This is a genomic window from Enterococcus sp. DIV0170, assembly GCF_051710765.1.
GTDB lineage: Bacteria > Bacillota > Bacilli > Lactobacillales > Enterococcaceae > Enterococcus_A > Enterococcus_A raffinosus.
In genome coordinates this window covers 377,138-393,342 of record NZ_JBIOLG010000001.1, presented here as the reverse complement: position 1 = coordinate 393,342, position 16,205 = coordinate 377,138, and the positions used below count along the sequence as shown (strand labels likewise).

Annotated in this window: 13 protein-coding genes; 7 read left to right on the top strand and 6 right to left on the bottom strand. The window is 34.3% G+C overall.

The window, feature by feature from the left end; genetic code table 11:
- Nucleotides 1-264: 264 nt before the first annotated feature.
- Genes IGI50_RS01905 through IGI50_RS01890 form a run of 4 tightly spaced genes read right to left on the bottom strand, consistent with a single transcriptional unit; the run spans nucleotide 265 to nucleotide 9,074 of the window.
- Complete coding sequence (locus tag IGI50_RS01905; RefSeq protein ID WP_438775986.1) at nucleotides 265-1,272, bottom strand: DUF3883 domain-containing protein; 1,008 nt, start codon at nucleotides 1,270-1,272, stop codon at nucleotides 265-267.
- On the bottom strand, nucleotides 1,247-3,157 hold the full coding sequence (gene drmB, locus IGI50_RS01900; RefSeq protein ID WP_438775985.1) for a DrmB family protein: 1,911 nt from the start codon (nucleotides 3,155-3,157) through the stop codon (nucleotides 1,247-1,249). The genes IGI50_RS01905 and drmB overlap by 26 nt, the downstream gene beginning before the upstream one ends.
- 11 nt (nucleotides 3,158-3,168) lie before the next feature.
- Nucleotides 3,169-6,648 (bottom strand): helicase-related protein, encoded by a 3,480-nt coding sequence (locus IGI50_RS01895; protein ID WP_438775984.1) that lies wholly within the window; start codon nucleotides 6,646-6,648, stop codon nucleotides 3,169-3,171.
- Nucleotides 6,648-9,074, bottom strand: coding sequence for a hypothetical protein (locus tag IGI50_RS01890; protein WP_137614183.1), 2,427 nt, complete (start codon nucleotides 9,072-9,074; stop codon nucleotides 6,648-6,650). The genes IGI50_RS01895 and IGI50_RS01890 overlap by 1 nt, the downstream gene beginning before the upstream one ends.
- A gap of 138 nt (nucleotides 9,075-9,212) precedes the next feature.
- Here IGI50_RS01890 and IGI50_RS01885 point away from each other — a divergent pair, with 138 nt between their 5' ends.
- Together IGI50_RS01885 and IGI50_RS01880 are read left to right on the top strand one after the other, a co-directional pair.
- On the top strand, nucleotides 9,213-10,469 hold the full coding sequence (locus IGI50_RS01885; RefSeq protein WP_438775983.1) for a DNA cytosine methyltransferase: 1,257 nt from the start codon (nucleotides 9,213-9,215) through the stop codon (nucleotides 10,467-10,469).
- Between the two features lie 326 nt (nucleotides 10,470-10,795).
- Nucleotides 10,796-11,125, top strand: a complete 330-nt coding sequence (locus IGI50_RS01880) for a hypothetical protein (RefSeq protein ID WP_438775982.1) — start codon at nucleotides 10,796-10,798, stop codon at nucleotides 11,123-11,125.
- Nucleotides 11,126-11,247: 122 nt separating this feature from the next.
- Here IGI50_RS01880 and IGI50_RS01875 read toward each other — a convergent pair whose 3' ends face one another.
- On the bottom strand, nucleotides 11,248-11,463 hold the full coding sequence (locus tag IGI50_RS01875; protein WP_438775981.1) for a hypothetical protein: 216 nt from the start codon (nucleotides 11,461-11,463) through the stop codon (nucleotides 11,248-11,250).
- Between the two features lie 821 nt (nucleotides 11,464-12,284).
- On the opposite strand from IGI50_RS01875, the gene IGI50_RS01870 reads away from it, so the two are divergent.
- Genes IGI50_RS01870 through IGI50_RS01855 form a run of 4 tightly spaced genes read left to right on the top strand, consistent with a single transcriptional unit; the run spans nucleotide 12,285 to nucleotide 13,722 of the window.
- Complete coding sequence (locus IGI50_RS01870; protein ID WP_438775980.1) at nucleotides 12,285-12,551, top strand: hypothetical protein; 267 nt, start codon at nucleotides 12,285-12,287, stop codon at nucleotides 12,549-12,551.
- Nucleotides 12,529-13,002 (top strand): JAB domain-containing protein, encoded by a 474-nt coding sequence (locus IGI50_RS01865; protein ID WP_438775978.1) that lies wholly within the window; start codon nucleotides 12,529-12,531, stop codon nucleotides 13,000-13,002. The genes IGI50_RS01870 and IGI50_RS01865 overlap by 23 nt, the downstream gene beginning before the upstream one ends.
- A complete protein-coding gene (locus tag IGI50_RS01860) occupies nucleotides 13,002-13,430 on the top strand; it encodes a hypothetical protein (protein WP_438775976.1) in 429 nt (142 codons plus the stop codon). The genes IGI50_RS01865 and IGI50_RS01860 overlap by 1 nt, the downstream gene beginning before the upstream one ends.
- A 43-nt stretch (nucleotides 13,431-13,473) precedes the next feature.
- Nucleotides 13,474-13,722, top strand: a complete 249-nt coding sequence (locus IGI50_RS01855) for a hypothetical protein (protein ID WP_438775975.1) — start codon at nucleotides 13,474-13,476, stop codon at nucleotides 13,720-13,722.
- 207 nt (nucleotides 13,723-13,929) lie between these two features.
- On the opposite strand, the gene IGI50_RS01850 is transcribed toward IGI50_RS01855, so the two are convergent.
- Nucleotides 13,930-14,196 (bottom strand): helix-turn-helix domain-containing protein, encoded by a 267-nt coding sequence (locus IGI50_RS01850; protein ID WP_438775973.1) that lies wholly within the window; start codon nucleotides 14,194-14,196, stop codon nucleotides 13,930-13,932.
- A 236-nt stretch (nucleotides 14,197-14,432) separates the two neighbouring features.
- Here IGI50_RS01850 and IGI50_RS01845 point away from each other — a divergent pair, with 236 nt between their 5' ends.
- The gene (locus IGI50_RS01845) at nucleotides 14,433-16,202 is read left to right on the top strand and encodes a MucBP domain-containing protein (RefSeq protein ID WP_438775972.1); all 1,770 of its coding nucleotides are present in this window, start codon (nucleotides 14,433-14,435) and stop codon (nucleotides 16,200-16,202) included.
- Nucleotides 16,203-16,205: the final 3 nt, after the last annotated feature.

Genomic DNA, 16,205 nt, shown 5'->3' with positions numbered 1-16,205 from the left:
ATTCATTATTTAGCTAATGAATCTTTTGCTTGGTCAGCGACTAAGCAGGTTTCATGGAGTCTCATAGGAGTGAAAAAAAGAGAATTTATAAACATTAAGATCGCATCTGAATTCACTTGATTTCATAAAATTTCAAACGGATTTGGGTCAATTTTCGGTCAAAATAAGAAACATGGGGCGCTGAAAAATGTTTATCTCAAAAATGAATCTCAATATACATTTACGAAAAATAATTTCTTTTGTATAGAAGGAACCATTTTTAACTCATCCTTTAAAACCACTAATTCTATAATTTATGGGCTGTGCAATGAATACTCTATTCAATTCTTCATTGAAGTCTCTTCCTATAAGACTTCTTTTAAACGGAATTATTTCAAAATATTTCGGCTTTTTTTTCCCTAAATTAAAAACTCTTCCGATTCTAAATTGTTTACCAAGTTCCATCCCGGTCATCAGTTCGTTTCGCGAGATATAAAAGGGAGTATCTGGTTTCTCAGACAATGAACTTTTCACCTCGATATAAACCTTTGACGGACTATCAGTATTTAATGAGTCAACATCCCAAGCTATAATATCGTATCCCCGTCCATGTGTCTTTCCGGTATATTCCATTTCATCAATGAATTGCTGAGCTTCCTCTGTATCTCCGAGCTTATCAATAATCTTTTTAGTATAGTACTTCAAGATAAGTTCTTCACCAATATCACCATAATGCTTTTGATCTAAACGACTTATTTCAAGATCATCATCTGAAATTATTTTAGTTGAAGTTTCCGCTATTGATTCTGAGATAGGAGATTTATTTCTCAATCCTGGCTTTACTTCAACAATTTCATCATAATCAATAACATTAGAATGTTCCTTTCCTAGTTCAAACAACCACTTAGATATTTTATCATTTACCTCAATATTTAATACTTCTTGCACTTCTCTTTCTATCAATGAATCATTTGCTCGTTCTAATAAATCAGCAACTACAGAATGTTTCATATCTCCGAACATTCTTAATTCACTAATCGCAGTATTTATTGAAGTGTTTATATAAAAACCTTTATGAGGAGCAGTCAATCCATAATAATGCAAAATATTCATTGCATGGAAACCTTTTTTGGTTATGTTCAACACTTCAGTTTCCAATGTTCTATGAGATTTTCCGTCAAGTAAATATCCTGAGACAACATGAGCGCGCTGAACTAATGTGAATTTGTTAGCCTCTTTTACTATTCTATTTTCTTTGTAACTATCCTTAAATGTTAAATCTGGAAACGTCATTAATATTTCTCCCACTAAAGAATCCCAACTCTGGCTCTTCTAAACTTCCAATTAGTACACTTCTATCTAGGAAAACATTCATTTTCTCACAACTAGTTTCCGAAATAAGTGAACACGCATGACAGGCTGCACCGTTTAACGAATCTCTCCCTTGAGATTCACTTTCAATACACACCGGATCAAAGCTACACCATTTAGCTTTTTCTAATGCAGCATTTAATAGGTCAAAAAATTTCTCTGGAACGCCTTGTTTAACAAGCCCTCCCAATGTTCCTTCCGAATCTGAACTTGATGTATAAATCAATATCCCATACATTTCTTTTCCAAGTTCATCTGAATAATATATTCTTTCCTTTAAAGAGGATGAAGAATAACCACTACACATACTTAATTCTTTAATAAAAAGGTGAGATAGTGTATGAATAAGGTAGTAATCCGGACGAATGTAACCTTCTTCATCTGGGAATCTTACATTACTCATTTTCTTATAAATTTTATTCGAAATTACTGAGTCTTTAATTTTATCTCTCCATTTTCTTATTTCTTCACTATTCAAGGAAAAGAATATACCTTCTCCTAATGAGCGCATGCCAACATAATAATTGTCTTTTCTACGAAGTGATACTTCCTGCGCCTCTCCAGAAGACTCCTCACCTTCTAAAACCTGTTCTTTCATTAATTCAGAATCCGTAGTCTGTATCCTGCTGTAGCTTCGAAGAGCACTAACTACCTCGAGTTGATGTACCAAAGTTATCCCGTTCAATAATTCACTGTAAATGTGACCAGAAATTTCCTCTGAATTGAAAAGTTTCATTTTGAATCTCTCTGAATCCTCATCATATTTTTCTTTTCCAGAAAGAACTTCAAACTCAGCTCTCCTATAATCCATTACAGTATCTGGATAATCATCACTTATCTCATTAAAAAACTTAACGGAAATTATTTTTTTAACTTCATCAAAACTATATTCAATTTTTTCCGCTAATCGTGTAATCATTTTATTTACTAATTCATCTTTCTCAAGTTTTTCAATTCCTTTTTCTCGTGTGACTCCTCTTAGCTCTGATTCCAAAGCGTTATAATACTCGTCACTCTGGATTAATTCAATTAATTTATTTTCTTTGAACGGTATATTCACTGAACTTGAGATATTAGGGAAAAAGAAATTGTTTGCATTTCTAAGAAGTACGTGAACCTCTTCATCACATCTAATTCTATTCTCTTCTTTTTTCCAAATGTATTCACCCTTACAACCAATTCCTAATTTCTCTAGTTGATGTGGAAATCTCTTTTCATCAAAAACTCCGGCTAAATTTCGGCTCTTATTGCATCTTTTACAAGATACTATTAAATCTGAAATAGAACCTGATTGTGCTGTACTTCCCAAAGTAATTTCATGATCTTTATAACTATCATAGGACATCCCCTCATGAACCCATTCTAACCAAGGAAAATCTTGTGCATGCCCATTGCAACATGCGCATATAATCCGGACAGGAACAAGCTCGGTTTTCCTTTTACGAACATCAATTGGTTTCTGATTAAAAGCTTTGACTAAACTTGGTATCCCCTTTGCCTCTACCAACTGACGCCATGAATCAATTTTCCTCAAACTCCTATCTTCTGGAGAAAAATACCACTGTGGGAATCTTTTTCCTACAATATCATCTTCCTCCTTAAATGGCGGCTCAATGAAACCTTCAGCATCCATAGCTTTTTCTAATCTAATATCATGGACTTTCTCACATCTGCTAGTATTCCAATACTCCGAATCTGCAATCATGACAGATTGATTATTTATATCCATTAAAGCCCCTATACCAAATGGCGTTAAAAGTTGAGATCTTCTAACGTTAAATTCCGGTTTGTCTTTCTGTTTATACACCATAACATCTCCTAATCTATTATTCTCAGATAGGCTGTATCTTCTACATTCCTCATTGTACCCATTACTTTAGTAGCTTCCCAATGTGTACTTTTATCTTCAAATGATCTAAGCAACAATTTTCCTTGGAATTCTTCTGCTTTACTTTTATATAAGTAATATTTGAATAGTTCCGCAGTATCTTCTACTTCTTCAGCAATATCGCACCATTTATCACCAAAATTATTAATTATTCTGCTTGCATCTTCTCTATATAACTTGTGTCTGTCTTCGCTAGCTTTAACACGTTCCATAAGATAATCATTCACTTTTTCAAGTGCATTTTCAAATTCTAAAATGTTTTTTGCAGAATTATCGCCAGCTAATGAATCAATCGTATTCCTAAGCATTGCAACAATGACTCCAGCAGCGGCTTTTTCCAGAGCAGGTACTGAAAAGGGAGTTACACTACTTGATTCGACAAATTTATATAAACTTTCATGATACGATTGAAATGTTTCATAATGAGATCTATCTCGACTTCGAGAAGAATTATACAACGTGCATACTAAGCCTAAAGATTGTCTTCCTACTCGACTGGTCGCTTGAATATATTCTGAAGTCAGTTTCGGCTGACCCACTACAAACATGGCATTTAAACGATCAATATCAACACCCACAGATAACATATTTGTTGCAATTAACGTATCCACAGTTTTTTGGTATCTTTCCGCTCCTTTACATTCCTCTGTAATTCTATTGTGTGGAATGTCTAATTTCTTTAGAATTGTAGGGATTTCTATACCAGGTATACGCGAAGTCAACTCCACGCTTGTATCGTCATTCATGAAACGTTTATTAGTATTATTTCGCCTGTATAATTGATTGATATGTTCTTTTACATCATCCTTAATCAATCCTGAAGCTTTTCCAAGTTCTCGAATACTGTTAAAGTACCCAGCAACTGTCCAATATAATTCTTCTTCATCAATACTTAGGCCTAATTCTCTTATTGTTTGTAACATTGAAGACAGTAGCCGTATTTCTGCTGTTACTTGTGATTTCCCTGTCGGCATAATTCCAAGGTATTTTCTTCCATACGCATGTGTATCTTCTTTTACAAAGAAGTTATCTGTTATATTTATTCCGCTAGGTGGAAATTGGGAAACTTTCCTGTCAAAAATCCCTTTTACCTGATCATCAGCGTTTCTGATTGTTGCAGTTGAAGCTATATATTTTGGAGCAATACTTCCATTTGCGTTTTTTAAAATATAATCAAATCCAGCTTCATACAGCCCAACGATGCTTCCGAGCGGTCCAGAAATCAAATGCAACTCGTCTTGAATAATTAATTCAGGGCGTCGATATTTTTCTGGATCGTCCGAACCAAATAAGCTTGCTGTTTCTTCCTTTAAAGGGACTTGGGCGAACTTATCAACAGTACCAAAAAGTAATGTAGGTCTCTTCTTGTAGATTAATTCATCTACTACATAAATCGGTAATCCCTTAGAAAACTCACATTTCTTGTTCAAACATTTCATATTGAAATCATTTTTCTTTTCAATTTCATAGTATCCCCATCTTCTTTTGCTTTGAAAGTTTTTATCATCAGGAATAATACTATGTTGTTCATGACACCAAGGACATTCCAAAACCTGAAATGTATTTTTTTTCTTCGCATATTCAATATTTTTTTGTTCAACCATATCTTTAAAATCTGCCTTAGCATCTTTTAATTTATTTTGAGTTCCCTCTCCTATCCAAAGTCCAATGCTAATTTCTGATTCCCCTAGATTACCTTCTTTTCTTCTAATAAACTCTAACGCACAAATTAATTGAGAAGCCCTATCAAATTGTTGAGCAGTTAAAAGTCGTAAAGTATATCTCATGATTACCGTCACGCCTGAGTAATTTTGATATTTCAATCTTCTATAAATTACAACGGCTGCGATTGCAAAAAGGTATGCTTCCGTTTTACCACCACCTGTACTAACCCAAATTAAATCCAGTAGCTCACGATCAGAACTTTCTTCATTCAATATAGACTCTAATGAGTTTAATACGAACGCCAATTGAAATGGTCTCCATTTAAAGTTTGCAATTTGATAGTTTTTTGAATTATATGCCTCTTCTTTTTCAATTGAGTTCTTTAATCTTTGTAAAAGCATTGCCTCATTAGCTTTATTGAAAGCCGCAAAAGCATCTTTATCTTTAGAAAGGAAGTCTATTGTTTTCTTCATGCGATGACTACAATTTCTACACTTTTCAATGTTTTCCTTTGAAAGCTCTACATATTCAGGAATTAATGTTTTAGACTCTTTCGTAATTGAATCAATCCATTTATCATATTGCTCAACAAACTGATTTAGTTTTTCTAATTGTGCCTTATAGTCACTCCCTATATAACTTTCCGCACTCAAAACATCTGGCGAAATACCATCAATATCAAAAGACATTGGGCGTAATTCATAGCTCGGAATATATGATGTTTTTATTTCGGATACTTTTCCATGCTCTTCTTTCCAAACTGCGGATACACCTCTTCCAAAGGCATATGTCCTTTTATCTCTATATAAAAAAAAGTTCATAGCGTCTTCTGAATTTAACTTAGATAAATCTGGAAGTTTTACATCTTCAGAAGCTTTAAACTCAACACTTTTTTGAGCTTTTATAGAGATTTCTGTTTGAAAAAGATGATTCTCTGAAATATTTTTTAAAACTATAGTTATTGCCGTCACCGTTTCCTCTTTTGCCACGTTGATTTTTTGTACTTTCGAAAATACTTGAAACGTTTTTTCTTCTTCAACTAATAATTTTTGAGAAGAAATACCTTCCTTTGAAGAGTCCAATTTCACTTCAAAGAAAACTGGAACACGTTCAAAACAGCTCTTGTTTTTATAATTTATGTTTTTAATCTTTTTTAGTAAAAATAGCATCTCCGAATCTTTAGCTTTATCGTCTGGTTTTAGTTCATTTAGAAAATCAGATATGGTTCCATCTCTATCTTCGAAGCTATCTTCATATTTAATTTTTGAATTTTCCAGATCAAATTTGAAAAGCTTTTCAATATTCATAACTTCTGATAAAGCAATTTTTTCTTGTAGCTCTTCAAGCACCTCTTTTTTCGTTTGAATAAATGGATTCTTTATTTTTTTGTAATAAGAGCTGTGAATTTCGATACCTATATCTTTTTTGCTACTTTTACAATAGAATGTGATACCTAAGGAAGATGGAAGAAAGCTATTATCAATCTCGGCTGATTCTTCTTCTTTATTCAAAAACTCTTGAGCTTCAAGAGTTGTTTCAATATCTTCTGTCGAAGCTTCTTTTAACTCCTTAAAAGGATATAAAATACCTGTAACGTATCTCGTTTGAGGTTTTTCAGAAATTATCTCGTGCTCAATATCCTGATTAATTCTTTCTGACCCCGGTCCTAATAATAATTGCGAAATAGCATTAGAATAATTTTCTCTTATACTATTTTGTTGTTTCTTATCCGTAATTTTTACCATTAACTTTTTCCTCCCAAAAACTTATTAGTCAGGTATCTCGGTACGTCTTCTATATCTATATCTTCAACTAAAATTACTTTATCCACCGAATAAGATTTTATTGAGCTATCTTTTATTATTTCATTCAGTTTCCTACCGTCAATTGAGTCCATAAGTCTATCTCTTTCATAATTCAAATTTTTCTTTACTATTGTGCTTGCACTATAATACTTATCAGGTTCATTTGTTAATTCAGAGTTTTTCGTAAGTAATCCAATATAATAAATAAAACTAGAATCTCTAGGTAGGATTGGCATTTTGTCAATTGAGGACCATGATCCATAAAAAGTTATTGACTTATCTATCGCACCTAGTTCATCCATTCTTTCTTTGAATTGAGTTGGAGTCATTTCTCTTTCTTTAATGTATTCAAGTAAAATCATTTTCCAAAAATAATCAAGCCTTAAATTTTCATCAAGTGTACTATCAATAAAAATTCCATTTATGAAGTTATACTTTTTCAATTGTTCTCTATAAAGGGTATCGGAATAAGGAACCTCAAATTCAACAATGTTTTGCCCAATTTGAATATTATTCACGTCCGTTTTTCTACAAAAATTTTCTTGTAAAATAAAAACTTTTCCAAACTCGGTTCCAAAAATATTTTTTCCTGACTCTAAATCTATCCCACGAACAACATTGACAAGTTGTTTTTCACTTTCAGTCTCAATTCCAGAAGTAGTGATGATTAAATTATTTATCAAGCTTAAATATTCTTTTTGTGGATCTTCTTCTTTATCCAGTTCATCATATAGTACCTTGTCATCGCAGTTATTATTTACTTGTTTTTCTCTCATTGTTTTTTCAAAATATTTATTAATTGCTTTTAAATATGCAGAATCTCGATCAGAATAGCTATTATCCAAAGTATATAAATGTTGAATTATTCTTTTATCTCTTTTTAAGGAGTGCATGAGGTACTTCTCTTGCAAATCCGGAAAAACAACAAAAAGTTTATTTGTTAGATAGCTCGATAACCATTTTTTCCTATCCCTTGCATATGGGGAAAGCAAGATGACACTATCAAATGTTCCATATAGGTCTTCATATATCTTTTCACTGTATGGCAGAACTGTTATCGTATCATCATTCATGTAAATTTTTTTTGTTTCTTCAACCATTTCATCCATGACTACAAGTGCACACTTATCTTTACTTCTTATAGAGTCGATAATTTTCTTGTTTTGAAAACCAAATCTATTACAATAGATATCATATAAAATACCAGAAATTTTTTCGGTCTCTTCCAAATTTAACTTTTCCATATATTCTGATACAATTATCATTTGTTGCTCAAGGGTACGGGAACACCCAATTATTTGACTGTAATTCATCTTCAAGAATCGTTTTAATAGTTTATCCAGATATTTTAATCTAGGTATTTCACGAATATCTCCTATATACTCATTGAGTTTTGCTATCGCATTATCAAACTCTTCATTACTAGACACAAAATCAAATGAAATTTCCATTTTGCTAAATTCTTTCGATTCAAGCCAGCAAAATTCTCTATCCATTTTCTTCAAAAATTTAAGTTTTGATTCATCCATGACTGATGGTATACTAGAAAATACTGTCATTGGAATTCCGAAATCATCACACGCATCCTCAAGTGTAAATAAATTTGAAAATTGTCCATTTGAAAACCATTTGTCTCCAATAACATATACTCGTTTTTCTGATATATCTCCATCGCTTTCATCTAAATACTCTATGACAGCTCCTATACTTGATGAAAAAATTACCATAGGTTTTTCTGTACTATTAGAATGTGGTATTCGTTCAAAAATCAATGATTCTTTTAAATACTCCGCAGTACAAAATTCACCCAAATATGAATATCTATTATTAATATTAAATTTTACATTTACTATTTCATCTAATAGCTTCTTTTCAAGAATTACTATCACGTTTTCATCATTTGTCCAACTTATAGAAGAAAGCCCCATTTGCTTTCCAAAATCCTCTTTGGTACTTTTTACTTTTCTACTTTTTGTATTGGTTACAATGCTAGCTTTACTTTCAATTACATCTTTTTTTAAAATCCGCGTATAAGAATCTTTCTTTTTATATATCGGCTCCAATATATAGCCGTCACTTCTATTGTCCTGTCCCTTGAAACTATAATAGGTCTTTTCAAATAGAAGTTTAGTCTCATCACCCAAATCGTCTATATTAATCTTTTGACCGTTTGAGAGATTCTTAAAACTAGTTACCAAACAAATTAGCAAAACAAGTTCTTTATAGTAGCTAGAGTTTAAATACTGATATGCATATGAGCCTTCAAACTTTTCATATTTAAGAAAATCATTCAAAACATTTTTTTTATTTTTAGAAATGTAGCCAAATGGGCTAGTTAATAGTAAAAGTTTCATTACAGCATCCATGTAGTTTTCTCCCTTAATGAATCTATCACAAAAATTATACCTCAGTTCATGTGGCTATTTACAACTATTTTTGTTAACTTCTGCTTTCCCACTAGTAGGTTACTTTTAAACCTGGTATAATTGCGCTGAGGTGAAATCATGCTAAACATCATAGACCTGTTTTCTGGCGCGGGAGGATTAACCGAAGGATTTAGAAAAGATGATTTTAATTTACTTGCTCATGTTGAAATGGATGAGGCTGCAAGTAAAACATTAAAAGTTAGAGATGCTTACTATTATCTAAAAGAAAATGGAAATTTAAATAGATACAACGATTACATCAATAAGAAAATTTCGTATGATGAATTTTTGTCTGAAATCCCTGAAAAAATTGTCGGAAAAGTAATTAATCTAGCAATATCAGAAGATAATTTACCAGAAATTTTCAGGCAAATTGATTCTCAGCCAAATTCAAATATGGTTCACGGTATCATTGGGGGACCACCATGCCAAGCCTATTCAACGATTGGTAGGGCAAGAAATAAAAAAATCAAAGAATCTGACGAGCGAATCTACTTATATAAGTATTATCTGAGGTTCTTGGAAAAATATAACCCTGATTTTTTCGTGTTTGAAAACGTAAAAGGACTATTATCGTTTAAGGACTTAGACGGAAATAGCCTTCTGGAAAAAATAAAGTACGATTTTATCAATGTAATTTCTACAGGTCATTACCATATTCAAATAAAATTAATTAACTGTGCTGATTTCGGCGTTCCACAAGTTAGAGAAAGATTAATCATTTTTGGATACAAAACTTCAATGACAGATTTTGATTTTTTCAGAAGCCTTGATCAATTTCAGGAAAAACCACCAATAATTAAAGAGTTATTTCAAGATCTGCCTATATTAAAATCCGGAGAAACTAAAAATGCATATTCGAAAGTTCCTCCTTCAGAATATGTTTCAATAAATCTAAGAAATAGCAAGATTCCTTTGACCCAAAATATCTGTCGTCCTAATAACGAAAACGATTTAAAAATTTATAGGATCGTAGCAAAAGAAAAGAAGAAGAATCGAAATGTTAAGTATTCCGATCTTCCAATTGAATTAATCACACATAAGAAATCAAATATTTTCTTGGATAGATTTAAAGCAATAAATGATAACGGATATAGTCATACAGTTGTTGCTCATATAGCAAAAGATGGTCATTACTATATTCATCCTGATGTATCTCAAAATCGTTCAATCACAGTCCGAGAAGCTGCAAGAATTCAGACATTTCCCGATGATTTTTATTTTGAAAGCTCTCGAACTTCTGCTTTTAAACAAATAGGAAATGCAGTACCACCACATTTTTCAAAAATTATTAGCCAAAATATTTTAGAAAATTTGTATGCAATTACAGGGTGAATATTCAAAGACTATTCATTCTGTAAACAATTCGATTGATTCTTATAAAAGATGTTAACTCGCAGAGTATAATCGAATCGAACATTTTACTTACTTTTAAAGCCAAGTTTATCGAGAGCCTGGCTTTTTTGTGTTTAAGTTTGAAATGTGTTGAAACAACAGCGATTCTACGCTGTTTCTAAAAATATAAATATCTTAAATTTGCACTGATTTGCAGAGAATTGAAAGTCGATTTTAGCCAAATTTTAGCCACCCTTTTAAGCCATGAAAAGATGGGCTTACGCCCCGATAAAGCTTTTGATAAAAAATCGGGGAGCGTGATACAGATGGTATTCGACTATGATCAACGGCGCAAAATGTATTTGCACAACAAAATCTCGCATGAAGAATTTTACTTGGAATTAGCAGACGCAATTGCTTTTGATGATTTAGCGACATTAGTGCCCGCGGATGCCTGCAAATCTCGTGATCCTAATTTAAACGATATACCACTCAAAATCTGGGACTATCGTTTTGCCGCTGTGCGTTTACTATTAAGTCGTGCCATCGTTCAAGGTCGTGTCATTAAGCGGACAGACGGACTATCAGCAGCAGAATCGGTGAGTTTGCTTAAAGCTGTCGCTAAAGACTGTTCAGCTAGCTTGCAGTATGTATAATTTAAAATCTTGTGTATCCTATATCGTGCGCAATATGAGGATGGCTTATATAGCTGTCCTCTTTTTTTTACACGCAAAAAAAAAACTGCGTGAACAATTATCTCGCAGTTTCGCTCAAAGAACTATACCCCACCCGCTTGTCTAATCAACGGAATAATTTTCAATCCAAATTCGAAGATAGCTTTCAGAATTTCTAAAGTTATATCCATATCAAACCCAGCAGCCGCAAGTCCAGCACGTGAAACATCTTGTGGTAACCTTTTACCTTTACCTTTTATTTTTCGAGCAATTTCCTCTGCTCTTTTTTTCATCTTCATTTCTTTCTGTTTACTTACCATTTCAACATCTCCTGACTCTTTTATCCATTTTGTCTTAATTTAAGTATATCAGCTTTTGGGAATTCCAGTTATTAATTTATTATCACTTTGTCAGCAATCTGCTAACAATCTGCTAACACTTTGCTAACATTCTACTACCAATATGCTTGCACCTACGTGCAGCCGGTCCACTTCTTTTTTTATCTCAACATAAAAAGCCAGTGGGTCCCGGCTTCATTCGCGCAATTCATCTTTTAACTTAGCCCATGAAAGCTTGCTCTTTCTGCCCCACTGTCTTTTTAGGATTGTTATTTTCACGGTCTTGCCAGACAGCCTCTTGCGCGCGTAAACTCAGCAAATTCGTCTATCACTGTTAACGCCCCAATACGCTTTAACAAAAATCGACTAAAAACCACTCCCAAGCGTCTAGACATACAAAAAATACTAAATTTTAGGTGGAGGAAGCGCCTCCTCCCTCACGACATCATAGGTTTACGACAGGGAGGAGACACCCTCGACGCTTGTGGTAGCAAAAACCATAACCTGTGAAACGTTAATACACCAGCGTTCTCAGATAGGAAGCGCTTTTGGGTGCCTTATCGAAGCGCATCGGTGAAAGAGCATAAGAGGTGTGTATGACAAAAAATACTCAGTCGTATTTTCCGTCAGTCGGCAGTAGCCGCCCCAACCTCTTACTGCGTAAATCACTCAGCCGTGATGTTACTTGCCGCCACTAGCGCGTCGGTGCTCTACCGGCTTAAGCCGCGTTATATTAAAACATTTTCCACCATCTAAAATGGTGGCGAGAAAGTGTATGACGAACGAAAAGGAGCTGACAATAAATGATTTACTATATTTTTTCAGAACTGTTCTCAAACGGTGGTATCGATTCATATATTGATATTCTCCTAGCAATTCTTATTATTTTGCTCGCCAAAAAATTTTACGTGGCGATAAAAGCTGTGAAACAACATCACGCCCAAGATCAGTCCGACAAAGATTATCAAGAACGCCTTTTGATCGAAGAAGAAGTAAAAGCTGAATTGGAGACAATCAATGCAAAAATCAAAATGGAGGAAATTAACTATGACACAGAATATTGGCGATGACATAATCATTTGCGAGGAAATCCTGACGTTAAAACAAGTTAAGCGTAAACGTAAAAACAAGGGTATCCCTGAAAAAATTACTTCATCATTTGCTCTTGCTCAGTGGCTCAGCGTTCTAATCGGTAATGAGTGTCAAGAGCACTTGATTGTCGTATGTCTTAACACCAAAAATGAAATCAATTCGTATTCGACAGTCTCGATTGGATCTCTTAATCAATCAATAGCTCATCCGAGAGATATTTTGCAGCGAGCGTTACTATCTAATGCTGCGCGCATCGTTGTCGCGCATAATCACCCATCGGGCTATCCTCAGCCATCCGCTAATGACAACGAATTTACGTCGCGCATTAATAAAGCATGTACATTATTGGGTATTGATCTACTGGACCACATCATTGTCACGGACACACGTGATTACTACTCATACAGAGAAGAAACGAGCGTGATCTGATGGCAAATGTTGGCGCATTAACTGCACGCGAAATTAGAAGAATTATGAGTCGTCGACAAACACTCTTTTTGTCGTATTTAGTGGCTGGAAAATATGTAAGCAAATACGACGAAGAAGCGGTCATTTTGCTCCGAAACTACTACAAACGACAAAAGCATAGTTGGTCGCAAAAATCTCATGATGATACTCACGTATTTGTCGTTGAGTATGATTTTGAAACAAATATCGTATCAGTGCACAGCAAAATAAACACCAACATCTATTTTTGTCACGGTGTTTTTGATTTATTAAGAGTGGATGATTACACACGAGCACGTTTCCTCGCGGGATTATACGTTTGTGAATATGAAAGAAGGTTGGATGAGATGGTGAGTAAATTCCGACTGGCGAAACCACCAAGTATTGAAGATTATGAGTTCCCACTTTGATAATTGGTGTATAATCGGAAAAAAGCGGAGGCAAAAAATTACTATGAAATCAAACTTAACCGCAACACAACGCGTCAAGCTAGAAAAAGAATTAAACGATATCATGTTGGGCGCTGAAAAAACAGACGATCAAACAACCATCAAAGATCGCTACAAAAGAGCTGGAGAAATTATGGTACAACTTAATCTACTTGACCCAGCTCATAAAACGATTCCAGAAATTGTTGCACGTGTCTATGCTCAACACACTCGCAGAAAGATTGAAAAAATCGTCAATGCGACGCGAGATTGATAGGACTTGACACGCATGTTAAAATTAATTTTGATACAAAAAGAAAATTTACAAAAACGAAAATTAATTCAAGGCTTCCACTGCTATTTACATTTATGAAATCGTTGATATATCATAGACTCAGCCGATTTACGGTTGAGTCTTTTTTTTATCGTTTTCGGCTGGATTTTGAGGAAAGAAAAAAGCTGCTTCTTGCCGGAAGCAACTTCAGCTCTGATACAGGTTTAAAATACCTTTAATCAAATCGATTATTTTATCTCGTTCAGGAGATTCGTTAATATCTTGCGTTAAAGAAAAAAGTTCAGGCTGTCTTTCCTCAATTTCAAAAAAAGCGAAGAACTCACTACTTGTCATCCCTAGTCCTGAGATTATCTTTTCTAGGGTAGCCAACGTTATGTTTATTTCATTGCGCTCAACCCGCCCTAAGTAGGTTTCGTCTACATCTGTTCGCGCGGACAAATCGGCAAGAGTCATTTTCTTTTGCTTGCGATAAATTCGGATTTGCCTTGCAATTTGATCGTTTAGAATAGCGTATCACCTCTCTCTCATCTATGATAAGTATTTTTTCTCGAAAAAAGCAGATGATAAATGTATTCTCGCAATGTATAATATGCTATATATGTATTATTTTGACTGTTAAATATATATTGATAACAGTAAATTATCAGATTGTCTAAAAATCACGACTAAAAGAAAAGGAGAACAAAATAATGAAAAAGGGAAAACTACTACTAACGCTAGGATTTTCGGTATTTGCGGTGACAAGCATTGTATTATTTGCAGATGCAGCAGAAGCTGCTGACATGCATCGCCTGTATAATCCAAACAGCGGCGAACACTTTTACACAGCGAACACCAACGAAAAAAATCACTTAACCAAAGTTGGGTGGAAATCAGAGGGTATTGGTTGGACCGCACCAAGCAGCGGAAATGCAGTTTATCGTTTATACAACAAAAACGCTGGTGATCATCATTACACAATGAATGCCAACGAGAAAAATCACTTAGTAAAAGTCGGATGGAAATACGAAGGTATTGGTTGGTACTCAGACACCAAGAAGGCTGTACCTCTCTACCGTGCATACAATCCAAATGCAAAAGCTGGATCGCACAATTACACTGTAAATTATGTAGAACAGAAAAACTTATTAAAACACGGATGGCGCAATGAGGGAATAAGTTGGTACGGCATTAAGAAGACAACATCTACACCAAAACCTAAGCCAACACCAGCGCCAGTAACAAAATATACTGTGACTACCAAACATATTGGATCAGATGGTAAAACATTAAAATCAACATCGGCTACAGTTGGAAAAGGGAAAAATTATACAGCAAAAGCTGAATCATTCAGCGGTTATACTCTAAAAGGCAGCAACACTCAAACTATAACTGTAAATGGCAACAAAACAATTACCTTTAATTACACCAAAAATCCTGCACCAGTTACCAAATACACTGTAACAATTAAACATGTAGGTTCAGACGGTAAATTATTAGGCAATTTAACAGTATCCGTAGACAAAGGTAAATCATACACAGCAAATGCTGGATTGTATGTTGGTTACTCGCTAAAAGGCGATAAAACACAAACAGTGACTGTTGATAGTGATAAAACAATCACATTCAATTACACAAAAGATCCAGTTGCACCAACAAAATACAAAGTAACAGTCAATGCTATGTGCGATGGAGAAATCATTAAATCAAAAAGCACTGATGTCGAAAGCGGTAAACAATACACAGCTCAAGCTGAAGTGATTGATGGCTACGAACTCAATGAATACAACATCAAGACAGTAACCGTTGATAAAGACATGACCATCACATTTGACTACAAAAAGGTTCCTCTTGTTGATACGTTTAATCTAAAAATCTACGTTGATGATGTGTACTACACAACAATTGTTAAAACAATCAGCCAAGGAGAATCATATCAACCTGCCACGAAAAATCTAGGACTTGATCCAAACCGATATGACCTTTCAAATGGTGTCACTTACGGACTTAAAAACTGGATTGGCGGTCAGACATACGAATACGAGTTTGACGTATACACATACAAGAAATTAGACGCAACTGAAACAGCAAAACTGAAATCAACAATTTTAGCAAAAGTAAACGAACTACGCGCAGCAAACGGCGTAGCACCTGTATCCCAAGTGGCATTACTAGATAACGCAGCAGCAATCCGCGCGCAAGAGTTAGAAACTAACTTTGACCACATCCGTCCGAATAATTCTGCATTTTTCACAGTTTTAGATCAACTAGGCGTCTCATATGGACAAACGGGCGAAAACATTGCAGATCGAAATACGAGTGAACGCGATGGCAACAAGCTTGGTTTGCAGCTATACAACCAATGGTTAAGTAGCGCTGGACACAAAGCAACGATGCTAAGTTCTCGTTTCAGCAAAATCGGAATTGGTGTTTACGTCGTAAGAAATGAAGTATACGCAACACAATTATTTATTGATTAGTAC

Bases quoted from the DNA above. Each gene is read 5' to 3' on its own strand.
- IGI50_RS01905 (WP_438775986.1), bottom strand. From the start codon at position 1,272: ATGACGTTTCCAGATTTAACATTTAAGGATAGTTACAAAGAAAATAGA.
- IGI50_RS01895 (WP_438775984.1), bottom strand. From the start codon at position 6,648: ATGGTAAAAATTACGGATAAGAAACAACAAAATAGTATAAGAGAAAAT.
- IGI50_RS01890 (WP_137614183.1), bottom strand. From the start codon at position 9,074: ATGGATGCTGTAATGAAACTTTTACTATTAACTAGCCCATTTGGCTAC.
- IGI50_RS01885 (WP_438775983.1), top strand. From the start codon at position 9,213: ATGCTAAACATCATAGACCTGTTTTCTGGCGCGGGAGGATTAACCGAA.
- IGI50_RS01880 (WP_438775982.1), top strand. From the start codon at position 10,796: ATGGTATTCGACTATGATCAACGGCGCAAAATGTATTTGCACAACAAA.
- IGI50_RS01875 (WP_438775981.1), bottom strand. From the start codon at position 11,463: ATGGTAAGTAAACAGAAAGAAATGAAGATGAAAAAAAGAGCAGAGGAA.
- IGI50_RS01870 (WP_438775980.1), top strand. From the start codon at position 12,285: ATGATTTACTATATTTTTTCAGAACTGTTCTCAAACGGTGGTATCGAT.
- IGI50_RS01865 (WP_438775978.1), top strand. From the start codon at position 12,529: ATGACACAGAATATTGGCGATGACATAATCATTTGCGAGGAAATCCTG.
- IGI50_RS01860 (WP_438775976.1), top strand. From the start codon at position 13,002: ATGGCAAATGTTGGCGCATTAACTGCACGCGAAATTAGAAGAATTATG.
- IGI50_RS01855 (WP_438775975.1), top strand. From the start codon at position 13,474: ATGAAATCAAACTTAACCGCAACACAACGCGTCAAGCTAGAAAAAGAA.
- IGI50_RS01850 (WP_438775973.1), bottom strand. From the start codon at position 14,196: ATGACTCTTGCCGATTTGTCCGCGCGAACAGATGTAGACGAAACCTAC.
- IGI50_RS01845 (WP_438775972.1), top strand. From the start codon at position 14,433: ATGAAAAAGGGAAAACTACTACTAACGCTAGGATTTTCGGTATTTGCG.